Source organism: Micromonospora salmantinae (genome assembly GCF_022230905.1).
GTDB classification, from domain to species: Bacteria; Actinomycetota; Actinomycetes; order Mycobacteriales; family Micromonosporaceae; genus Micromonospora; species Micromonospora salmantinae.
Genome location: NZ_JAKKFG010000004.1, coordinates 336,177 through 356,036 on the forward strand (window position 1 = coordinate 336,177; position 19,860 = coordinate 356,036).

At 69.2% G+C, this 19,860-nt stretch carries 11 protein-coding genes; 2 read left to right on the forward strand and 9 right to left on the reverse strand.

The features are described from left to right. Positions 1–72: 72 nt before the first annotated feature. Positions 73–270 (reverse strand): hypothetical protein, encoded by a 198-nt coding sequence (locus PSH03_RS03995; protein WP_238688286.1) that lies wholly within the window; start codon positions 268–270, stop codon positions 73–75. 1 nt (position 271) lies between these two features. On the opposite strand from PSH03_RS03995, the gene PSH03_RS04000 reads away from it, so the two are divergent. Together PSH03_RS04000 and PSH03_RS04005 are read left to right on the forward strand one after the other, a co-directional pair. Continuing rightward, on the forward strand, positions 272–655 hold the full coding sequence (locus PSH03_RS04000; RefSeq protein ID WP_238688287.1) for a hypothetical protein: 384 nt from the start codon (positions 272–274) through the stop codon (positions 653–655). 235 nt (positions 656–890) lie between these two features. Continuing rightward, positions 891–3,227 carry a DUF4365 domain-containing protein gene (locus PSH03_RS04005; protein WP_238688288.1) on the forward strand — a complete coding sequence of 779 codons (2,337 nt, stop codon included), beginning with the start codon at positions 891–893 and terminating at the stop codon, positions 3,225–3,227. Positions 3,228–3,427: 200 nt separating this feature from the next. Here PSH03_RS04005 and PSH03_RS04010 read toward each other — a convergent pair whose 3' ends face one another. The 8 genes from PSH03_RS04010 to PSH03_RS04045 all read right to left on the reverse strand — a co-directional run bounded on the left by PSH03_RS04010 (position 3,428) and on the right by PSH03_RS04045 (position 19,559). Beyond that, complete coding sequence (locus PSH03_RS04010) at positions 3,428–6,358, reverse strand: hypothetical protein (protein ID WP_238688289.1); 2,931 nt, start codon at positions 6,356–6,358, stop codon at positions 3,428–3,430. Further along, on the reverse strand, positions 6,355–7,800 hold the full coding sequence (locus tag PSH03_RS04015) for an AAA family ATPase (RefSeq protein ID WP_238688290.1): 1,446 nt from the start codon (positions 7,798–7,800) through the stop codon (positions 6,355–6,357). Before PSH03_RS04015 ends, PSH03_RS04010 begins: the two co-directional genes overlap by 4 nt. Positions 7,801–8,411: 611 nt before the next feature. Next, positions 8,412–10,319 carry a DUF2357 domain-containing protein gene (locus tag PSH03_RS04020; RefSeq protein ID WP_238688291.1) on the reverse strand — a complete coding sequence of 636 codons (1,908 nt, stop codon included), beginning with the start codon at positions 10,317–10,319 and terminating at the stop codon, positions 8,412–8,414. A 1-nt stretch (position 10,320) separates the two neighbouring features. Next, a complete protein-coding gene (locus tag PSH03_RS04025; RefSeq protein WP_238688292.1) occupies positions 10,321–12,750 on the reverse strand; it encodes an AAA family ATPase in 2,430 nt (809 codons plus the stop codon). After that, positions 12,686–14,293 carry a hypothetical protein gene (locus tag PSH03_RS04030; RefSeq protein ID WP_238688293.1) on the reverse strand — a complete coding sequence of 536 codons (1,608 nt, stop codon included), beginning with the start codon at positions 14,291–14,293 and terminating at the stop codon, positions 12,686–12,688. The genes PSH03_RS04025 and PSH03_RS04030 overlap by 65 nt, the downstream gene beginning before the upstream one ends. Continuing rightward, entirely contained in the window at positions 14,274–17,585 is a 3,312-nt protein-coding gene (locus tag PSH03_RS04035) for a DEAD/DEAH box helicase (RefSeq protein WP_238688294.1), read from the reverse strand. Before PSH03_RS04035 ends, PSH03_RS04030 begins: the two co-directional genes overlap by 20 nt. Further along, positions 17,575–18,957 carry a protein kinase domain-containing protein gene (locus PSH03_RS04040; protein WP_238688295.1) on the reverse strand — a complete coding sequence of 461 codons (1,383 nt, stop codon included), beginning with the start codon at positions 18,955–18,957 and terminating at the stop codon, positions 17,575–17,577. The genes PSH03_RS04035 and PSH03_RS04040 overlap by 11 nt, the downstream gene beginning before the upstream one ends. After that, positions 18,954–19,559, reverse strand: coding sequence for a vWA domain-containing protein (locus PSH03_RS04045; RefSeq protein WP_238688296.1), 606 nt, complete (start codon positions 19,557–19,559; stop codon positions 18,954–18,956). Before PSH03_RS04045 ends, PSH03_RS04040 begins: the two co-directional genes overlap by 4 nt. Positions 19,560–19,860 lie beyond the last annotated feature (301 nt).

Below are 19,860 nucleotides of genomic sequence, written 5' to 3' on the forward strand. Positions count from 1 at the left end.
AGCGAGGCCGACCCGGCGCCCAACACTGCCAAACGGGAAGCCTGGTCCCGGAACCCTTGGGCACGGCGATGCTCACCAGCTTCGGCGCATCCGCCGGCGACTCCTGTCGTCCTGGCCGCGCTGACACGATGGCCGATCCACCCGGACGACGACCACCTCGTGACCGTCACGCACGACGAGGCGCTCGACCACTTCCTCGACTACACCGATCTCGGCGAGTCGCCTGATGGGCATGCCCGCGCCGCTGCCCTTTACGATGATCACGAGCACCGTGACCAACCTTCGCGACGCCGACTGGCGCCCGTGGCACGCCCGCAGCCGCAAACGCCGCCTGCTCGTCCAGCCCTTGGCTGAACTGCCCGACGGCACGATCATCATCGCCCCGAACTTCTGCTACGCCGCCACCTCGGTTTACCTGAGATGCTTTTCAACAAGGCATGCTGCCGTGGAGCCAGCCGGAACCACGGCCCCGGTCAGCCGCGCACTGGCCTGTATCCGCGACGACCGCAAAGCACTCGAAGACGACCTCGCCGATCTGCTGTCCGACGCCGGGTACAGCACCCCTCAACCGGGTCAAGGAGACGGCCCCGCAGCGCATCGGCATCCTCGCCGGAGCCCCGGCTCCCGCACGATTTGGCTGCTGGCGGTCGAATGACGTGTGGGGGTGAGCGGGTCAAGGATCGTCCGGTGATCGGCGGCGAGTTGTAGGCGGTCGGCACCGAGCGCAGAAGTGACCTCTGTCGGTCTTTTGTCGATATCGGAATCGATGACCGGCCGACGAGGCGCACCGGACCTACGAGACTTCTGGCCCCATCGCGGCCAAGAACATCTCAATGTCGTACCCGCCGGCTACGGTGTCGCTGCGTGGACAGCCGCACCCTCGGCTGACCGTGGAACCCACGACCAAGACGAAACGCGGTTGCGACGTGGCCGAACCCGGAGAGGAACTGGCCTGTATGACCCGGACAACAGCACAGAGCGAGCGCATCGGCGTCTCCGCCGTCGAAGGCGCTTTCAGCATCATGGGCTGGGCCTTCCGGGAACAAATTGTGTCCGACCACGGGATCGATGCCCTTGCCGAGGTCGACGGGCTCACAGCCGAGCCGTCGGGACGGTATCTTGCCGTGCAAATCAAGTGTGGGCCGTCCTACTTCAAACGCCGGACCGCCGGCGGCTGGCGGTTCATGGGAGAACCACGACACCTGCGGTACTGGCTTGCGAACCTGATGCCCGTGATCCTGGTGATCGTCGACGCCGACACTCGGGCCGGCTACTGGGTCCAGATCACGCACGACGCCGTCCACTACACCGACAAGTCCTGGTGGATCGAGATACCAGAAGCGCAGATCCTCGACGGCCGAGCACAGCTGCGGCTTCGCGAGCTCGCGCTCGCCACCGCCCCGGCAATTGCGGACCCCGTCGAGCAGGCGCTGCCGTTGCTGCCGCCGTCTGCGGTGGAGATGCTGTCGGCGCTGCGTCCAGTCGACCCGGACGGGGCACTTCGCTTGGCAAAGTTTTTGAGCGAGGGTCGCGAACAGTCCCGGGACACGGTGGAGGCGCTGCTGGACGCGAGCCGGGGCTGGTCGCACGCGAGCACGTTGCGGCTGGCGACGATCGGCGCGTATGCCAACGAGCACGGCCACCGTGACCTGGCAATGAGAGCGTTCGCGTTGGCCTCCGCCCGGACCGTGCCCGAGGCGGCCATGGCCGAACGGGTCCGGCTCGTCGGCGTCGCGGCCGTGATGGCGATGGTGGCCGACGACCGCCAGCACGCGAACGACCTGCTACGGCTCGCCCGCGAACACGCCGGGGCGAGCCTGCTCGCCGACGTTGCAGTCTGTGCCTTCGACGCCGACGAAGCAGGCCGTGAAAATGCCCTCGAAACACTGCTCCGCAACGCTTCGCATGAACAACTCGACGCCGAACCCACCTGCCTGCTGTTTCTCGCCGAACGCGCGTTCGCACGGGGAGATCTCCACCAAGCGCTGACGCTGTACGACCGGTCTTGCCTAAGGTTCCCGCGCATCGTCGGCGGCAGACTCGGGCAGGCGCGCGTGCTGATCGAACGCATGGTCCGAGGCAGTTCGGTGGTGCCGCACCACGACCAGCGCCGCGCGGTCGAGCTGGCCGTAGCCGTCCGCGACGAGATGCGCCGGTGGGCCGGGCCCAGCGAGGACGCCCACCGGCTTGTAGTGCAGGAACGCATGCTCGCCCAGGCCTTCACCGAGGTCATCGAGCTGGCCACCCCCGTGGACTTCGGCGGGCAGGCCACTGATCGGGAGGCTGCCGATCCCACGGTCGCCATCGTCGGCGCCCAGGCCAGCATCGCCCTCGGCGACCGTGCGCGGGCCGCTCGGTTCGCCGACGCGATGCGTGACACCACGACCGAACCGCTGCTACGCGCCCTCGCCGCCGATCCCCGTCAGCCCCGGGAGCAGACGGTCATTGCGTGGAGGGCCGCGCTCGAGGCCGCTGACACCGCGTTCGCCGCCCGGATCAGCCTGCATCGCCTCGCCGTGCACGGAGCCCTCGCACCGGCCGATCTCGACCGCTTGGGTGCGCTGGCGAACCTCGACGACGACGATCGGCTCCTGTTCACAGCCCGCCACACCGCCGCGGCCGGAGACCTCGATGCCGCAGTCGCGATGCTACGGTCGCAGCCCTCGCCGGCTGCGGGGGAGATGCTGGTCGAACTGCTGCACGAGGCGGGTCGTTTCGACGAGGCGCTCGCGGTCTGCGATGAGATCTGGAGAATCTACGGGGCGATTAAAGGCCTCCAAGACAAGATCAACATTTTGGCATCGCGCGGCGACTTCGACGGAGCCGAGGCCTGCGCCGCACAATTGCTCGCCACCGGCGAGCTCCCCGCCGAACATCGTCGGCAACTGCACCGCCGCATGATCGAGCGACGCGCGACGCTCGGGGACTGGACGGGCATGGAGGCGGTCTGCCGCACCGCGCTGCGCGACCGGGCCGGCGACGCCGAGTACGGCTGGGGGCTGATTTACGCCCAGCTCAACCAGGACCACTGGGACACGGCCTGGACCACGTACTGCCAGCTACGCCCAGGCGTCTTCCACCCGAGCGTCGTGCGCGCATGGGTCGAACTGCACCTGAAGTTCGGTGTCGGCCCGCAGTGTCAAGCCACGGCCATGACCTTGATGGACCGCTTCGAGTCGGATCACGATGCGCGTGATCAACTTGCGAGGCTCGAAGCCCAGGACTGAGTTGCGGGAGTCGCGGATGAACGGAGCAGACGGCAAGTGGACGCCCGATAATATTGCTGCCATGATCGGCGAACCTTTCTATGCCGTAAACATCGACCCCGACCTGTTGTCGCGCACGATCCGATAATTCGTCGAAGCGGTCCACCGGTTCATGCAAGCTCCCAGATTCTCTGTGTGCTGAGCATTTTGGCTTCGTCAGTTCAGCTGAGGCCGGGAGCCGCCTCGTGGCGGGTCAGCAGGCGGCGGATGTGAGGGTCTCGCTGGGACAACAGGTCGTCGATCAAATCCAAGGCCGCCGTACGCACGCTCGGAGTATCGGCGGAGGCGTAGGCGCGGATCGCCATGTCGGATACAAGTCCCTGGTGGGCATGGCGTGTGACTCGGCGAGGACCGGGCCGCGGCTCGTCGGTCATCAGAAGGCGGATCGCGTCGATGACGACAGCTGACCCGATGTGGTCGGAATCGTCCAAGGCCTTGAGAAGGGGCCACGGGTCGTCCAGGTAGGCAGGGCTCGCCAGGAACGCCGCCAGGAGGGTTCGGCTGGCCGGGTCTGCCTCAGTGAAGGAATGGACCCATTCAGCAGCTGCATGACGCACCGTCGGGTCCTCGTCGTGGAAGAGCTGGCCCAACCACTCCGCGCACCATCCTCGTACGCGAAGGTCGTCTGACTCAAGAAGAGCTGCGGCGACTTGCGCCACGCCTTTCCGTGACTCTGGCCAGCGTCCGACCGTGCCGTTCAGTAGAGCCGCCGAGCCCGACTCCAAGGCCATCTGGGCGGCAAGGCGACCACCCGCCTCGCGGGCGCCCGGGACCCGCGACTGGGACATCCGGCGCACCAAGAACCACAGGCGTGGCCCCGGCTGCGCCTTGAACCTCGCGATGCACCGCTCGACGTACGGCGTGGCCAGCACACGATAGTGAGCGCCTCGCACGAGCACGCCGAGGAGCTCCCGTGCGAAGTTCTCGTCGTGTTTCGCCACGGTGAGTACCGCGACGGCGGCGCACGCTCGCACAGCTCCGAGCCGATCGCTACATATGCTTCGCAGTGTGTCCGCGAAGAACGGCAAGCGTTCGGGACGAGGCCAGAGAAGAGCACTGATCGTCTCAGCCGCAGCGCCTCGGACGCTGTTGATGCCGGCCGTGAGTGGGTCTCCGTCATAGGGAGCGCCCTGCTTGTCCCGGGACAGCCACGAGTCCTCCTCAGGGTCAGGGTCCTCGGTGGCATACCAACGCACCAACTCCAGCACGTCGTCCGGGATTTCCATGTCGGCCAAGCGAGCGAGCGGCTTGCCGATCCAGCGACCGCCTGGGCGACCGGGTAGCTCGTGGAGTCGTCGCAGCGCCGAGTACAAGGCTTCGGCCTCGGTAGCGCTTACGGAGTCACCGGCGCCGATCAGGATCGCGGACGGATACGCCTCGTGCACGTCGCCTGGCATCTCGCGCACAAGGTTAAGGAAGCGACCGGGATCTTTTCGTGCCTCCTCCTGCAACACGTTGGACAGCTCGTGAGGGCCACCTTTTAGCCACCCTTCCCTATCGTCAGAGTGGTACCGCCGCATGGCGCCGAGCCACTGATCGTCAGTCATCCGCGCAGCGGAGGGCGGCTCGATCGGCGACGGAACGAAGCCGAACTCAACGCCCTGCGGAGGCGAGGGCCTATCGCCGAACTTCCGCTGGAGTTCGGAGCGACGCCGGAGGGTGTCCGGCGCCATGAGGGTTGCGTTCAGGCCGTCGAGCAGAACGAACTGCGCTGATCCTTGGGCTGCACGTCCGCGTGCCGTCCGTTCCCAGTCGGGGTAGAAGCCGAGGATCGATTGCTCGAGGGCGAGCCTCTGCGCGGGCGTCAGGTGGGGGTGGATCGCCGCGATAAGATCACGCGTGACCCAATATTGGCTGTCGAGATATCCGCAGCGGTAACGAGTTGGGTCGGCTACGAGGAACTCGAGGGCCCGGCCCGCGTACCGGTCTGCGTTGCCGGCCCAGGCTCGGTAAAGCAGGAAGCGGGCGATCGCGGAGTCTGGCAACGAGAGTAGGTCGGCCTCGTACGGCAGGACGTCGAGAGTTGTCAGGGCGTCGGTGAGGGCACCAAGCAGCGCGTGCGCTGGGTCCTCGACCTTGTTCGCAACGAGAGGCCGCCAGGCGATTTCGGCCGACGCCAGGTACGCCGTCACGTGGGGAAGAACGACCGACACGAACGCGGTGGGTTCGCGTGATGCCATCGCACGAAGAAACCCCACGATCGCATGGTGGCGGCCGGTGACGGCTTCGAGTGTTGACCCGCGTTCGTGGGAGAGCAGAAGCCATCGAGCGACGAATGCGTCCAGCACCGCGAGCCTTCCCTCGGCGTTGCCCTCGCCTTCGGTCAGGGCGTAGAGGAACAAGCCGTCCACCATCACGCCGTCATCGTCGAACAGGCCACGGGTCAGCGCCGCCGCGACGAGTCGGCAGAAGGTCGGCGATGAACCTGTGGGTCCCCGGTCGATCAGCAGGCGCAGCTTGTCTCGCCATGCATGGATGGGGAGGAGGGCAGTCAGGATTTCTGCGACCCGGTCGCTGTCCCACTCGAGGGCAGCGTCGAGCATGGTCGCCGCCAGGTCGGGCTGACCACCGACGGCCCATCGCAACACCGCTCCAGCGGATTCCGCATATGCGAACCAGGCAGGCGTTGTGAGTACCTCCACGACTGGCTCGGCGCTGACAATCTCCCAGAGCGCCTGCGACGGCGCCTGGTCTGACGCCAGTACTGACAGCGCGACGTCCTTGAGGTGATATCGGATGTCCGGGCTGCCGAGGATGCCGCTGATGGAACGCTCGTACGCCGCATGGTCCGTGCCCCGCTGGTACGTGAGCACCTGCCGCACAAGCGAGCGGTGTGAGAGGTCCTGGTCGGTAGCCAGAAGTACCGACACCAGCGGCAGATCTGACTCGGCCCACGACCGCGCGATAACCTGATCGAACAATGCCTCGTGCGAGAACCTAATCTCCCGCCGGTCCTGGGTCAGCACCCCGTCCCGTACGAGATCCTCCACGACTGCCGACAACGCCTCGAGTTCCCGCACGTCTACCCCGCGAGCCCCGGTCTCTTTGGCACGCTCCGCAATCAGCTTCAACGCGGTCCACTTGACGGTCACGTTCGCACCGCCCAATCAAGGTATCCGTCGATGAGTTCCTGCTCGGTGGCGAAGTCAAAGAGCTCGGCTGGAGGCACCTTGGTAAGAATCCGAAGGTTCCCCGGATTGCGCAGGATGGTGATCTGTTCCTCATCGAACTTTGACAGGTCGTGGCCAGCGGTGACGAGCGCGCCCGCAGCCTGTTCCCGGGACAGAAGGGCTACGTCGAACTGGGCGGCGGGATCAGGCTCCCGCACCAGGCTGCGGAGCCTCGTGTCGGCGTCCAGATCCTCGGTGCGGCACGAAACCAGGACTGTCATATTGGGATACGCGGTGGCCTCGCGCATCACCTCGCTCACCGCCCGGAACAGTTCCACCGGCTTGTCGCGATTGACGCCGACGGAGTCCAATGAGTCGATCGCCAGGACAGCCGGCTTGTTCCGGGCCACCGCAGCGAGCGCCGCCGCCGGAGGAGCCCCCAACCCCAAGGCCCGCCCGACCTCCGCGCTGGACGTTTCGCGCACAAGCCGGGTCACGTCGATGGTGAGGACCTCGACGTCAGAAAGCAGGAGCTCGCGCACGACCCCAGCGAGCACAGCGCTCTTGCCACAGCCCTTCCCGCCGGTGACCAGCGCAGACTGGGAGGATCTCAAGCACCGGGCTATTCGTGGGACCTCCTCGCGAGCGAGGAACGAGGCGTTGACAAGACTCTCCTCAACCCCGGTGCGAAAGCGCTCCGTTGCCGCGTGTACCTCATTGGCCGAGGCGCCTGTCCCGCGCAGCGTGGTGCCGTCCTCCGCCAGGCGCCGAATCAGCTCATCCCGGTCAAGCGCCCGGTACAGAGCTCCGCGGACAACGCCGAGGAGAGCGGCCACCGCGTCCTTCGGGTCGCCGTCGAGGAAGGCGCCGGCGCGCTCGCGTAGCCGCTCCTCCAGGGTCCAGGCGTCGAGGGTTCGCGTCTTGATACGGCTGCGAAGCCAGGTCCACGCTTCCTGGTCGGTGACCTTCCAGTGCTTGTGCTGTAGGTCGTTGAACGCGTCCGTCAGCTCCTTGCTCGACAGGAAGTGCGCGATGAAGTATGCGAGCGAGGTGCTCTCAGTGGCGTGGTCACATAGCTTGCCCAGCGGGTGCGCGGCGTGCGCTGACACGAAGACGCAGTTGGAGCGCTCGTTGCCTGCGAGCTTGCTGCGGAAGTTTTCGAGCACGTCCTCGCCCTGTAGCGCGGCCAGACTCCACTTGCCCAGTTGAGAGTTTTGGTACTTCACCTGGTGCCACTCGCGCGTGCCTGCCCGGTCGACGAAGAACTCGAAGCCGACTCCGGCCGTGCCTGGCGGCTCCAGCGTGATCGACTCGGCCAGGCCAATCAGCAGGTCGATCAACACGTACATGGTCCAGTGATCTTCGTAAATCCCGCTGACCTTGGAAGCTCCACCGCCGTGCAGAGCGACCTTCGAGGTCGTCATCAACCACCCTCCGCACAGAACGGCCAAGCACGGAGTCTATCTGCCGCGCGGGCGGGTTGGCTGCGCCAAGCCGTTGCCACCACCTACATCAACGGGTCTGCTGCGCGGATAGGTGACACCTGAGATGGCTTGCCCCTGCGGGGCGGGCTGGATGGATGTCGCTGTGCCCAAGCTTACCCCTGAGAGTTCCGCGATGACGTTTTGCGTGTCGCTCGTAATCGCGACTTGGGGAGTGACCGTCGAGCAGATCGCCAAGGACTTCGGGGTCCGCTACGGCAGCGTAGACGCTGGATGGCTCACCCTACCTATCCCAGAGCCCCAGGCAACGACCCCTCGATGTCCACGGCCGAGCGGCGCACCCTCGCGCCGCCGCAATGCAGCACGTGCCCCTCTGCTTCCAGGTGGATCGACTCGCTACAGATCAGATGATGGCTGCACGGCGTAGCCCTGCATCGACAGCAGGTGATCACATCGTGCAACAGTTTCATCGCACTGTGCGGGCAACTGACGCCGGCCGAGCGAACCCGGGAGGAAAAATGCCGGTGGAGCACGAGGAGGCCGATCGCTTGCGCCGCCAGGATCCGGCGTGGCGGCTGTTCCGTGCAGACCATTCACGTTTTCGAAGTGAACGCCTCGATAACGCCTTCCGCTGCCTGACGCCCGTCGGAGTCAGCCCAGCAGGTGCATCCCGGTCGCCCAACGCACTCTTGGCACTTCGGACACCGGAACCGCGAGCCGGGAGCGGTTTCTGCGGCGGTGCACGGCATTGCCAGCACATCTGCACCGGCTGTCCGGTCGATTCGATCACCATCGGCAGTGTCAATGACGGCGTTGTACGGCCACAGAACCGGGTACCGAGCACCGCAGGAGCAGACCCGGCTGCCCCAGATGGCGTCGCAGTTGCCGCACCGTGCGTGGAAGGTGTCGCGGTCCCGCATGTGCAGCCGCGCTCCGGGCTCTTGGCAGAGCGGGCAGGTGTCAAACCGACCGAAGGCCGCCCCCGCCGCATCCAGGGCGGCCGTCAGCTCTACCGGCAGAAGCTGACTGGCCCGGCTCGGGCCCTGGTGCCCGTCCACCGCCTCCCGGATCAGGTGCGACCGCTCCTCGGGGGTGGGTCGGCGGAGCAGCAGCACTCGCCGGCCGCCCACCGGGCGCAGCCAGTTCCTGGCCGGCAGCGTCGGCACCCCAGCGGGCAGCGCCACCGACAGGGGGTATCCGTGGCTGAACCACCGGCCCTGCAGCGTCCACCGGAGGGCCCGCCCCAGCCGCTCCTCGCCCTCGACCTCCAACGGGCTGATCGGCACGAGGCAGGCCGTCGTCCCGAAACCCGCCGGATGCAAGCCCCGACGTACCGGGCGGGGCAGCGATGACCGGGTGGCCCGCAGGCCGGGATAGACGACAACGACCGGACCGGGCAGCGCCGCCAGATCGGCGAGCCAGCCCTGCCGGACCGGTTCGGGGACCTCCGCGCCGAGGTCTCGCGGGTCGGTCACGATTCGGGTCACTTCCGTCCCGCCGGCGTGTACGGCGACCGTACCGTCCTCGCTCATCGACCACGTCAACTCCTCCGCCGGGCCGCGCAGCCGGAGCCGGGTGCCCGCTGCAGGAGCGGGGGCGTCCGGGTCGTCCGGCCGGTACCCGAGCAGCGCCAGGGCGCGCAGCGACAGTGCGGCGACGTATGTTCGGTAGGCGGCGGGGAAGTCCCGGCTGGCGGCCCGTGCCTGGTCCATCTCCGCCGCCTGCTGCACCGCCCAGCGCTCCCAGAGCTTCCCGACGCGCCGGTACCGACGGTCGTTGGTGAACAGGTTCGTCCATCTGAGCCGCATCGGTACCCGTGCCCGCCGGTCGGCGTGGGTGAGTGCGGGGGAGTGGCGCAGGGCCCGTAGCCGGGCCCGCGCGTTCGCCAGTGCCGCGTGGGTCGCCTCGATGGCGGCGGCCGACGCCGCCTTGTCCGCCACCGCCACCGCTACCAGCTCGGCGATCCGCTCGCGCCGCCGCCAGGAGCTGTTGCCGTGCAGCGCGCTCACGAACGCGCTCATGTCGGCGAGGCCCGCGCCGAGCAGGGTCAGTTCGTGGATCCGCCTGGTCAGATACTCGTCCAACCGGTCCACCAGCTGCGCCGCCACCCGATTCTCGTAGAAGTCGACGTCCTCGACGTAGCGAAGGGACAGCACTCGCAGCGGATGGATGCGTCCGTGCTCGACCCCGGCCCATTCCTCCGGATGCCCGGCGAGTCGGGCCAGTCCGGCCGGTGGCACCCGGCGAGCAACGTCCGCCCGGACCACCTCCTCCGTCCGCGCGAGGCGGTCGTGCGGACGGAGGCAGACGTGCGCGAGGCTGTCCAGGCCGCGCTGGACCTCCCGGTCGAAGTCCCGGAGCGAAGCCCGCTCGACAGTGTCCGGGACGAACATGTTCGTCGCCATCCAGGCGCTGACGTCGCCGGCCCGGGCGAGAACCCGCGAGGTGTCGATGACCGAGCCCACCACCAGGGGGTCGGTAGCACCCGTCCGATCGGCCACGTCAGCTCTCCCGGCGGTGCACTTCGTCGTCGAGCAACCGGACGCAGCGAACCGGCTCACCCGCCATCTTGTGCAGGTCCCACGCCGTGCGGATCGCCTCCCGCAGCTTGTTGAGGCCCGTCACAGTGACGTCGTACCGGCCCCGGACGGTGCGGAGCACCTTCATCGCCAGGAAGTGGTCGGCTGCAAGGGACCGCCCGTCCTGGTCGGCGTCGCCGTACTCGGGCTGCTCGCCTGTCGGGTCACCCTGCCGGGCCGCCACCACCACCGGCGTGAACGCGCGCAGCTGCTTCTCCACGCGAGGGCCGAGGAGGGCCCGGCCGTGCTCCTGGAGGTCGCCGGTGAGGTACTCGACGAACGCCAGGACGGCCTTCTCGTCCTCGCGATGTGCCCGCCGCGCCTGCTTGAAGGCCCGCCGCAGGGCGTCCGTCCCGTACGGCGGCAGGGCGGGCACCGGCCTCCGGTCCAGCCGGGGCCGCTGCGCCGGCAACTCCATGAGGTGAGCCCGGTTGTACGTCTTGTCGGCGAACTCCAACGTGGACTCGTCCTGGTTGGCGGTGCCGATGAACCACACATTGGGCGGCAGGACGATGCTCGTGCCGCCGACCAGCTGGCGCGGCGCCCGGCCGTCCCCGCGGGTCACCAGCTGGATCGGCACCCCGTCGTCATTCTCCAGCTTCGACAGGAGCACCGAGAAGTACTGCTCGGGCCGGGACAGGTTCATCTCGTCCAGCACGATGAAGAACGGCCGGTCCCGGTGCCGAGGTGTCTGGGCCCGATAGAGCGCCTGCAGGAACTCCGTCTCCTCGAACCGTCGCTCAAAGGTGTTGTGGTGGCCGAAGAGGTCGGTGCGGTCACGCCAGCCGGCCTGCACCTCGATCACCGCGCAGTCGGTGCCGAGCGCGCCGGCCAGCGCTCTCGGCAGGGACGTCTTGCCGATGCCGCTCATCCCCTCCAACAGATGCAGGCGGCTCATCGCCAGCCCGCCGAGTAGCACGCAGATGTCGTTCAGGCGATACGCGCGGTCGTGCTCGGCGAACATCGTCGTCTGCAGCGAGCGGGCGAACCCTGCCAGGTCCGGTAGGTCGCCGGACACCTCGCCGGGCTCGTCGAGCGCCGGGTCGTCGTCCATCGCCACGCACCGGGGGAAGAGCGGCGTACCCGGGTCGGGGCGGTCCTGGTACAGGGCGTCGATGGCCGACCGCAACTCCGCGATCCGCCCCTCGTACCCGCGGGTGAGGACCTCGAAGTGCCGTTCGGCGTCCGCGAGTTGCTTCATCTGCAGGTTGTTGATCCGGTCGGCGAGGGCCGCGCCCCGGAGTTCTTGGAGTTCGTAGCTGAGCTGTTCGCGTGCGGTGTTCAGCTCGCGGTTCTGCTGCTCCAACCAGCGGAGCCGATCTAGGTCCTCGTCGCCGATCCGGGCGGCGAGCTTGTCCCGCAGTTCGGCGTTCTGGGCGCGGAGCCGTTCGATCTCGTCCAGCACGTAAGCGGGATCCGAAGAGCCGATCTTGAGTAGCATCTGCTCCCGTTCGGCCAGCCGGCGGTGTAGGTCGGCGACCGCCTCCTGGGCCGCCGCGTACTGGATCCGGAGGACCTGCAGATCCCGGTCGAGTGCGGTGACCTCCGCGGCGGCCCGCGCGGTCACCTCCCTCTCCAGGTCGCGCTCCCGCCGCTCGAGCTGGATCTCCTGTCCCCGCAGGGCACCCTGGTCGTAGTCGAGCTGTTGTGCCCGGGTCGTGAGCTGCTGGCGTTCCTGGGCGAGTTCGGCGTGGACGCGTTCGGCGTCGGCCAGCCGATCCCGCCGGGTCTGCTCGATCTCGGCAAGCGCCTCGATCCGCTCCGTTACCCACCGCTCGCGCTCGGCGGCCACCTCCGCCGACGCGGCCCGTCGCAGCTCCGCCAGTTCCGCGTCGAGCGCCGCCCGGGCCCGCTCCGCCTCCGCCACGAAGCCCGCCTCGGCCGCCTTCTCCCGGTTCCGCAGCTGCGCATCCCGTTCGTCGAGCCGGGCCTCCGCCCGGGCCAGCCGGCCACGGATCTCCTCCGCCTCGGCCTGGGCCTGTGCCGCGAGATTTAGGTCTGTCCGGATGCGCTGCCGGTCCGCCTCGACCGCCTCCTCCCGCGCTCGTGCCGCCTCCTCGCGGGCCCGTGCCGCTTCCTCGCGGGTCCGTGCCGCCTCCTCCCGCGCCGTGGCGGCTAGGGCACAGCGCCGGTACTCCTCGATCTGCAGGGTGAGTTTGTCGTAGGTGGTCAGCACCTCCTCCGAGGACCGCTGCGCGGGCGTCAGGGCCTCGGTGGTCAGCGCGTTGACGAGTTCGGAGCCGTCCTCCGCGCGGCGAGCGGCGAGCGCCAGATCGGCTTGGACCTCGTCAGCGCGGGGCCGGGACCGGGCCCCGAGGTTGCGGTACGGCGACCGGGACTTGCTCTTCCCCATGGGTTTGGTTGTCCTTTCGCGAAGGCCGGGACAGATCGGGCAGGTCGACGCCCAGGTACGCGGCCGTCGTGTGCTGGGCGAGCGCCCAGGCCGCCTCGCCGGTGTCGAGGTTGAGCGGCACCACCGCGGCGTGCGCACCGCCGGTGTTCCGGTCGCTCGACAACCGCCTCAGCTCGGTGAACAGGTGTGGGCGGACCTCGGCCAGTCGTCGGACGGGATGGTCCGATCCGCCGTGCGCGCCCGAGACCAGCACCGCGGCGAGCAACGCCGGCGTGTTGGAGACCTTCTCCGGACGACGAACCGCCGTCCGGAACTCGTCCGCTTTGAACCCGAGGACCTGGAGGTGCTCGCCGAACGGCATCCCGAGTCGCCGGCAGCATCGTCCGAGCGGACCGGCGAACCGGTTCCCGTGGGGAGTCAGTTCGGGCGCGTCGGCCGGCGGCGGGTGCCGGGCGACGATGTCGCGCAGGACGACCTCGTGCAGGCGCCAGGCGTTTCGGACCACGTCGCCGATTTCGGTGCAGCCGTCCCCGGTCAGGCGGGCCCGGTCCATGTCCCGCTCCAGCAGGGTCAGCAGCTCGAAGAGGTCGCGGTGCGCCCGGACCAGACCGGCGAACCGGTCTTCCAGGACTTCGCCGATCCGTCGGCGCAACGCGATGTCGAGCCGGTCGTACTCCAGCACCACCGCTTCGCTGCGCCGGCCGATGAACCGTTCGACTTGCTCGCGCAGCGCCGGCACCTGTTGCAGCCGGGTCGCCACCAGGCGCCGCAGGTAGGTGCTGGACCGGCCGTTGAACGGGCTGAACGCGTCCCAGCTCACGGTCTCGGTACTCGCCGGTTCGTGGCGATCCGACACGAGCGGGACCGGAATCCACACCGGCACACCCGAGGTCATCAAGGCCACCCGTGAAACCACCCGATCCGGGGCGGCCCGGTCCCACCGTCGGGCCCGGCCCCGCTCCTGCTTGGCCCGCTCACCACGCGAGACAGCCTCGACGACCTCCTCGTGGCTGGGCTGCTCGGTGCCCGTCCAGCCCTCCGGCAGCACCGGGAAGGCGGTGACCCGCAATGGCGCACCGGCAGTCCGCAGCTGCAGCGAGACCTGGTGCCGGGCGCGCCAATCGGCCTGCGCCAGCCGGGCCTGCAGGGTCGACGCCGGCCAGAGCGATCCGGTCAGGACGTCCTGGTAGACATACGTAGTGATGGTCCGGGTCGGGTCGGGGAAGCCGTCCCGCAACGCCTGCAGCCCGGTGTCGGTCACCGCGCCGTGCCGGTCCAGGTAGGACAGCGCACGCAGGTCCGACCGGACCATCTCCACCAGGTCACCCTGGAGGCCGAGCAGCGCCGCCACCTCGCCCACCTCCCGGTATCCGGACCGGGCCAGCCCGAGCACCGCCGACTGGAAGACGTTCAGCCGTTCCTCGTGCACGAGCGGTGCGACCACCCGGTAGCGCAGGGCTGGCCACAGCAGCCACAGTTGGTCGCCCCGGTACCGGACGTGGTCCGGTAGGACCACCGGGCTGTCAACGTCGAATCCCGCCACCGTCCACCCCCTTGCAGAGTTCCCGGAACGCCACCAGCCCCTCGGCCACCGACCGGCCGGGGCGTCCCGGCGTCTCCGGCGTCGCCGACCGTTCCGCCATTGCGGCGTCACCCACCGCGATGAGCAGCCGGCGTTGCCGGCTCATCGCCACGCACATGCGGCTGTCGCTGAGCAGGTGCCCGTACCGCCGGACGGCCTCGGCGGGGTCGGGGGTGGACCTAGGCGGTGAACTGCTCCGGGTCACCGACAGCAGAACAACGTCGAACTCCATGCCCTGGAAGGCGTCAACGGTGCCCACCCGGAGCCGCTGTCGGGGGACCGGCTCGGCGGTGTAGGCCATCGCCGGTACCGGTGCGAACCCTCCCTCGTCGTCCAGGACGGCCAGGCCCGCATCGACCAGTTCGGTCTCCAGCAGGACCTGCTGCTCCCGGTAGAAAGTGATCACGCCGAAGGTGAGCTGCCGCGCCCCGTCCCGGGCGGCCAGCTCCCGCAGCTCCCGCACCAGCCGGATCGCCTCCACCCGCCGGGTCCGGCTGAACCCGGTCCGTTCCTCGGCACCCGCCCCCAGCGGGACGTCGATCCAGCCCGCGACCTTCCTGGCCCATGGGCTCAGGTCGTGGGTCAGCTCCTGGGTGGAGGGGTGGGACTGGACCACGTCCGGGCCGCCGTAGAACACCGAGCTGACGAACCGGCCCAGGGCGGGGTGCATGCGGAACTGGGTGTCGAGCCGGATCGTCCGCACCGCGGGTCGCTCGCTCGCGAAGAGGTCGAACCACCGTTCGAAGAGGCTCTGGGACAGCTCGGACCCGTCGAGTGAACGATTGCGGCGCAGCTCCCGCTCCACCTTCTGCTCCAGCATGTGCGGGAGCTGCTTGTGGTCGCCGACCAGGATGATCCGCCGGCGGGCGAAGGCCATCGGGATCATCAGGTCGAGCGGGTTGGCGCGGGCTGCTTCGTCGACGACGACGGTGTCGAAGACCGGCAACGGCGCGTCGAGCACCCGGGACATCTCGCGGGAGTCGGCGTGCTGCACGGTCGAGGCGAGCACCGCGTTATACCGAGCCAGGGTCCGCTCCACCAGGTCGAGGTCCTCCCGCAGGTCGTCCTGGTACGCGCGAAGCACCTCGGCGGCGCTGTCGGTGGACGCCGCGTGGACCTGGTGCACTGCCTCCGCGACCTCGATCAGCAGGTCCTCGACGGCCGGATCGTGCTGCGGGGTGTGCAGCAGGCCGGTGGCCGCTGCCAGCCGGTCGAGCAGCGCCAACCGCAGCTCCGCCAGGTCGGGGAGGAGGGCCGCCTGGTCCGCGTCCCCGGTGGCGGCCCGCCCCAGCAGGAGCTGGGCTGGTTCGTCGAGCACGTCGGTCAGCAGCCGCAGCGCGTCGCCCGCCCGCTTCGGGCCGTCGTCCGCGAAGGAGACCGGGGTGACGCGGATCGACCGGACGACCCGAGCCACCGCAGCCCGTTCCTCGTCCGTCAGGCTCCGGCCGAGCATGCCGGTCACCTGCAGCTCCGCCAGCGTCCGGTCTAGCCGGCTGCGCAGTCCGGCCGGCAGTTCCGCCCCGGCCAGCCGCTTCGTCTCCGTCAGCAGGTTCGTCAGATCGGGCCCGGCGACGGGGTGCCGGCTGTAGGCGGCCGCCAGCTGACGCAGCCGTACGACGCGGTCCCAACCGGCCACCTCGGGACGGTGCCGGTCGAGGTGGCGGTCGACCGCGGCCACCGTCTCGTCCCGCCACTGTCGGGTGTTCTGCCGGTCCCGTTCTGGTTTGTTGCTCACCCGGGTCGGCGGCAGGCCCAGCCGTCGGGCCCGGCGGGCCACGTTGTCCACCGCGTCGTGCTGGACGCTGGACAGTAACGTCCGGTTCACCGCCACCGCTCGATCCCCCAGCTCGTCGAGGCAGCGCAGGAGATCGGTGATGAAGCGAGTCTTGCCGGTGCCGGGCGGACCCTGCACCAGGAGGATGTCCGGTGTGCGCAGCGCCATCCGGAGAGCGGCCCGCTGCACCTCCGTCGGTCTCTCGCCGGCAGCAGCGCCGATGACCCGGTTCACCGCCCGGTCGTGTGCCGGGTCGGCGCGTGGCTGCGCGCCGGGCCGTGGGAGTCCCTCGATGAGCAGTCGCAGGCCGGGCAATTCGGCCTGGTCGTTCTCGATCCGCTCGCGGGCGGTGTCCCGCCGCCGCAACCGGGACCGGTCCCCGGACAGGGAGCGGAACAGGTAGCCCGTCACGGGTGGCGGCTCGTCCCCGGCGACCGCGAGGTCCACCGTCCAGTTTCCCACCGCCGCGCCGCGGACTTCGCCGTGCACCCCCACGGTGGCCCGGCCGCGTTTCTCCGCCAGTTCCGGGGGAAGCTCCCCGGCCGCTTCCAGCTCCAGCCGCCCCGGGTACGCGGCCACCGTGCCGAGAAACCGTGCGGCCCGCTCGCCGGGCTGGAGCTCGAACCGCCAGTCACCCCGGGCGGTCACCTTGCACGACTGGAACCTCGCCCACCGCAGCCGCTTGGCGTCCTCAACCAGGGCTTCCCGCTCGATGTTGTTGTACGCCTGCCACAGGTCGAGGTAGGTGCGTCCGTCGGACTCGAGGCCGAGCAGGGCGGCCCGGATCGCCTCCGACGCGTCCGCCTCCGCGCCCCGGTCGACGAACCGTACGTCCACCTCACTCAGCCGGTGCCAGCGGCTTCGCCCCCGGGCATCCGCGCCGGTCATCCGGGTGATCCGGAGTACGTTGTCGACCAGCGCGACGTCGGCGACCCAGCGGGTGCCGTGCAGTGTGAACGCGCTCCCGGCGGACTGCTCCCGGGGCCCACCGCTGTGCACGATTCGGTCCCGCGCGCCTTCAGCCGGCGGAGGCAAGCAGAACTCCCGTCGCAGCCAGTTCCGCACCTCGTCGAAGCCTGTGCTGTGTACCCGGGCGGCGACGCGGACCTGCCCGGCGACCCGGTCGTCGACACCGATCTCCAACCGCGGGCCGAGGTCTGCACCGGCGAAGCCGTGGCACTGGAGGTCTACCTCGCGGTCGGTCGCGTGGGCGACCCAGGCCACGACGCTGTGCCCGGCTGCGGCGAGCCAGTCACGCGCGTCCGGATCCGTCACCTGGGCTCGGACAGGGCCGTACCGGCGGCCGTGGTGCACCGCCAGGTCGTACGCGGCCGTCGCCGCGGGCACGCGTACCTCGATCTCACGGTCCTGGCGATCCTTCTCCGCGAGCGCCTTCAGCCAGGGCGGTACCACGGCCCCCATCACCGGGTGTACGCGGATCAGCCGGGTGTCGCCCACGGTCAGTTCGTCAGCGCGCATCGGGCGCCTCGATCGACTGCAGGACCAGTATCCGGTGTGGCCGCAATGCGGTGTCGAAGTGGATCCACCACGGAGCCCTCAGGTGCTCGACCGCGGCGGAGCCGGGAATGAGCTGGAGTCCGTTGCCGCCCTGCGGTGGCACTCGGCGCACCATCGACCGTCCGCAGTTGCGCACCCGGACCTCGGCCCCGCCGTCCCACTCAATCCGGAGCAGCGCCGCGGTGGGGTCCTCCGCGTGTCGGACCGCCGTGCGATTCGTGACCAGGAGCGGTCGGTGCGCCTGCAGCACCAGCGTCAGGTCGTCCTGGGGGAGCAACGGTGGTGGCCCTTCAGTCAGGCGTGGGAACTGTTCGAGCACGGTGACCGTCAGCGCGGAGGGGCGGGTGACTCCGCACCACGGGCAGACGGGGTTCGCGGCGAGGAAGCTCTGACCGCACGGGCAGACCAGGCAGCGGTCGGCGGCGGCGTGCAGGGCCGCCGCCCACTCCCCGGCGCCGGGGCGAGCCCACGGGTCGGTCATCCCCTGCTCGAAGGTACGTCGGAACAGATCCCGCAGGCGCCGGGTGAGCACCCGGTCGGCCGGGTAGCCGAACCGGGTCCGGTTGCTATCGTCGGTGGAGTGGTCGATCCAGGGCACCAGCCCGCGCTGGGCGTCGTCCTCCAGCTCGACCTCGCCCTCGTTGACGTAGTCGCCGATCAGCGGGTGATTCATGGTCAGGACCTCGTACGCGAGCACGGCGAACGAGTAGACGTCGCTGAAGACGGTGTTGCCGCTCTGCCCGCGCAGGAGTTCCGGTGCGATGTAGAAGGGCGTTCCGAGCCGTCGGGCCGCCGTGCTGCTCTCGGTCTGCAGGTTGTCCGCGTCGACCAGCCGGACTTCGTCGTATCCGAGGTCGGCGGAAACCAGCACGTTGCCCGGAGAGACGTCGCTGTAGACGATTCCCCGGTCGTGCAGGATGGCGAGGACACCGGCGCACCGGGCGAGCAGGACGAGCCGGCGACGTAGGCCGCCACCGCCGAGATACCACGCGTCCTCGTCCTGCTGCGGAGGGTCGCACAGCTCCCGCAGCGGAACCATCTCCTCCAACAGTTCCATGACGTAGCCGACATGCGGCGGCGCCAGTTGCTCCAGCGGGCGGCAGAGGGGAATGCCGTCCAGTGGTAGCCACCGGAGACGGGCGAAGAGCTCGGTCATCCGGTCCCGGCTCGAATCGTCGGGGGCGCACAGTTTCACGGCCAGGCCGCCGTACCGGGTGCGGAAGACCGCCCCTTCGCCGCCGCTTCCCAACTGGTTGTCGAGCAGGAGATCGAGGTGCAGGTTGTTGCTCGCGGCTCGGACACTACTCGGCCACGCGGAGCCTTCCGTGTTCAATCCAGATCCTCCAACCGGACGGCTCTCGGTGCGGTGCGCTGGTGGAGCTGTTCGGTCACTGTCGCGGTCACCCATCGGAACTGCGCTGGGATTTCGTGCACCTGGTCGCTCCGAAGCACGGCGGTGCCCGGAGTGCTGAACTGGGCCAACACCTCGTCAGCCTCCGATGTCCGATCGACGCCGATCCCGATGGCCAGCCGTATTGCCCGCGCACCCCAGCGGGTGCCGAGTAATGCTGTCAACGGAGCCTGCCAGTCGTCCGTGGGCAGCCCGTCGGAGACCAGGACCAGGGTGGGCGGGAAGGCTCGCTTCGGCACGACGGCCGGGTCGTCGAGCAGCGCCCGGGTCAGGTCGAACGCACCACCCATCGGGGTCCGGCCACGCGGCGTGAGTTCGGTCCACTGTGCCTGTGAGGCGCGGACCAGCGGCTGGTGCACGACGGCCTCGTCCCCGCCGAAGGCGATCACCGCAACGTGGATCTCTCCCCGCGCGGAGTCCTCCAACGCGAACGCGTGCAGCATGCTCCGGATACTGCGATTGAGCACGTGGATCTTCTCGCCGTCCATGCTTCCGCTGATGTCGGCGAGGACGATCACCGGCATCGGCCGAGGCGGGCGTCGCGATTGGTTCGCCAACACCTGCTGTTCAGTGTCGAGGGTTGAGCCATATGCCGTCAGGTTCTCCGGCGCCACTACACCGGCTCCTCTCCAAAACCGCTCTGTACGTGTGCTCGTCACGCGACCGAGCCAGTCAGGCTCTCAGGCGCCTCCCGACAGGTCAATATGCCGATCCTGCCGAAAATGGACCGTGTCGGTATCCCGACAACCAACGGGCTATCTCGAGGGCGTTGGGCGTGCTGCCGCCACGCTGATCCCGGGCAGCCAGGGAGCTAGCCCTTTAGCG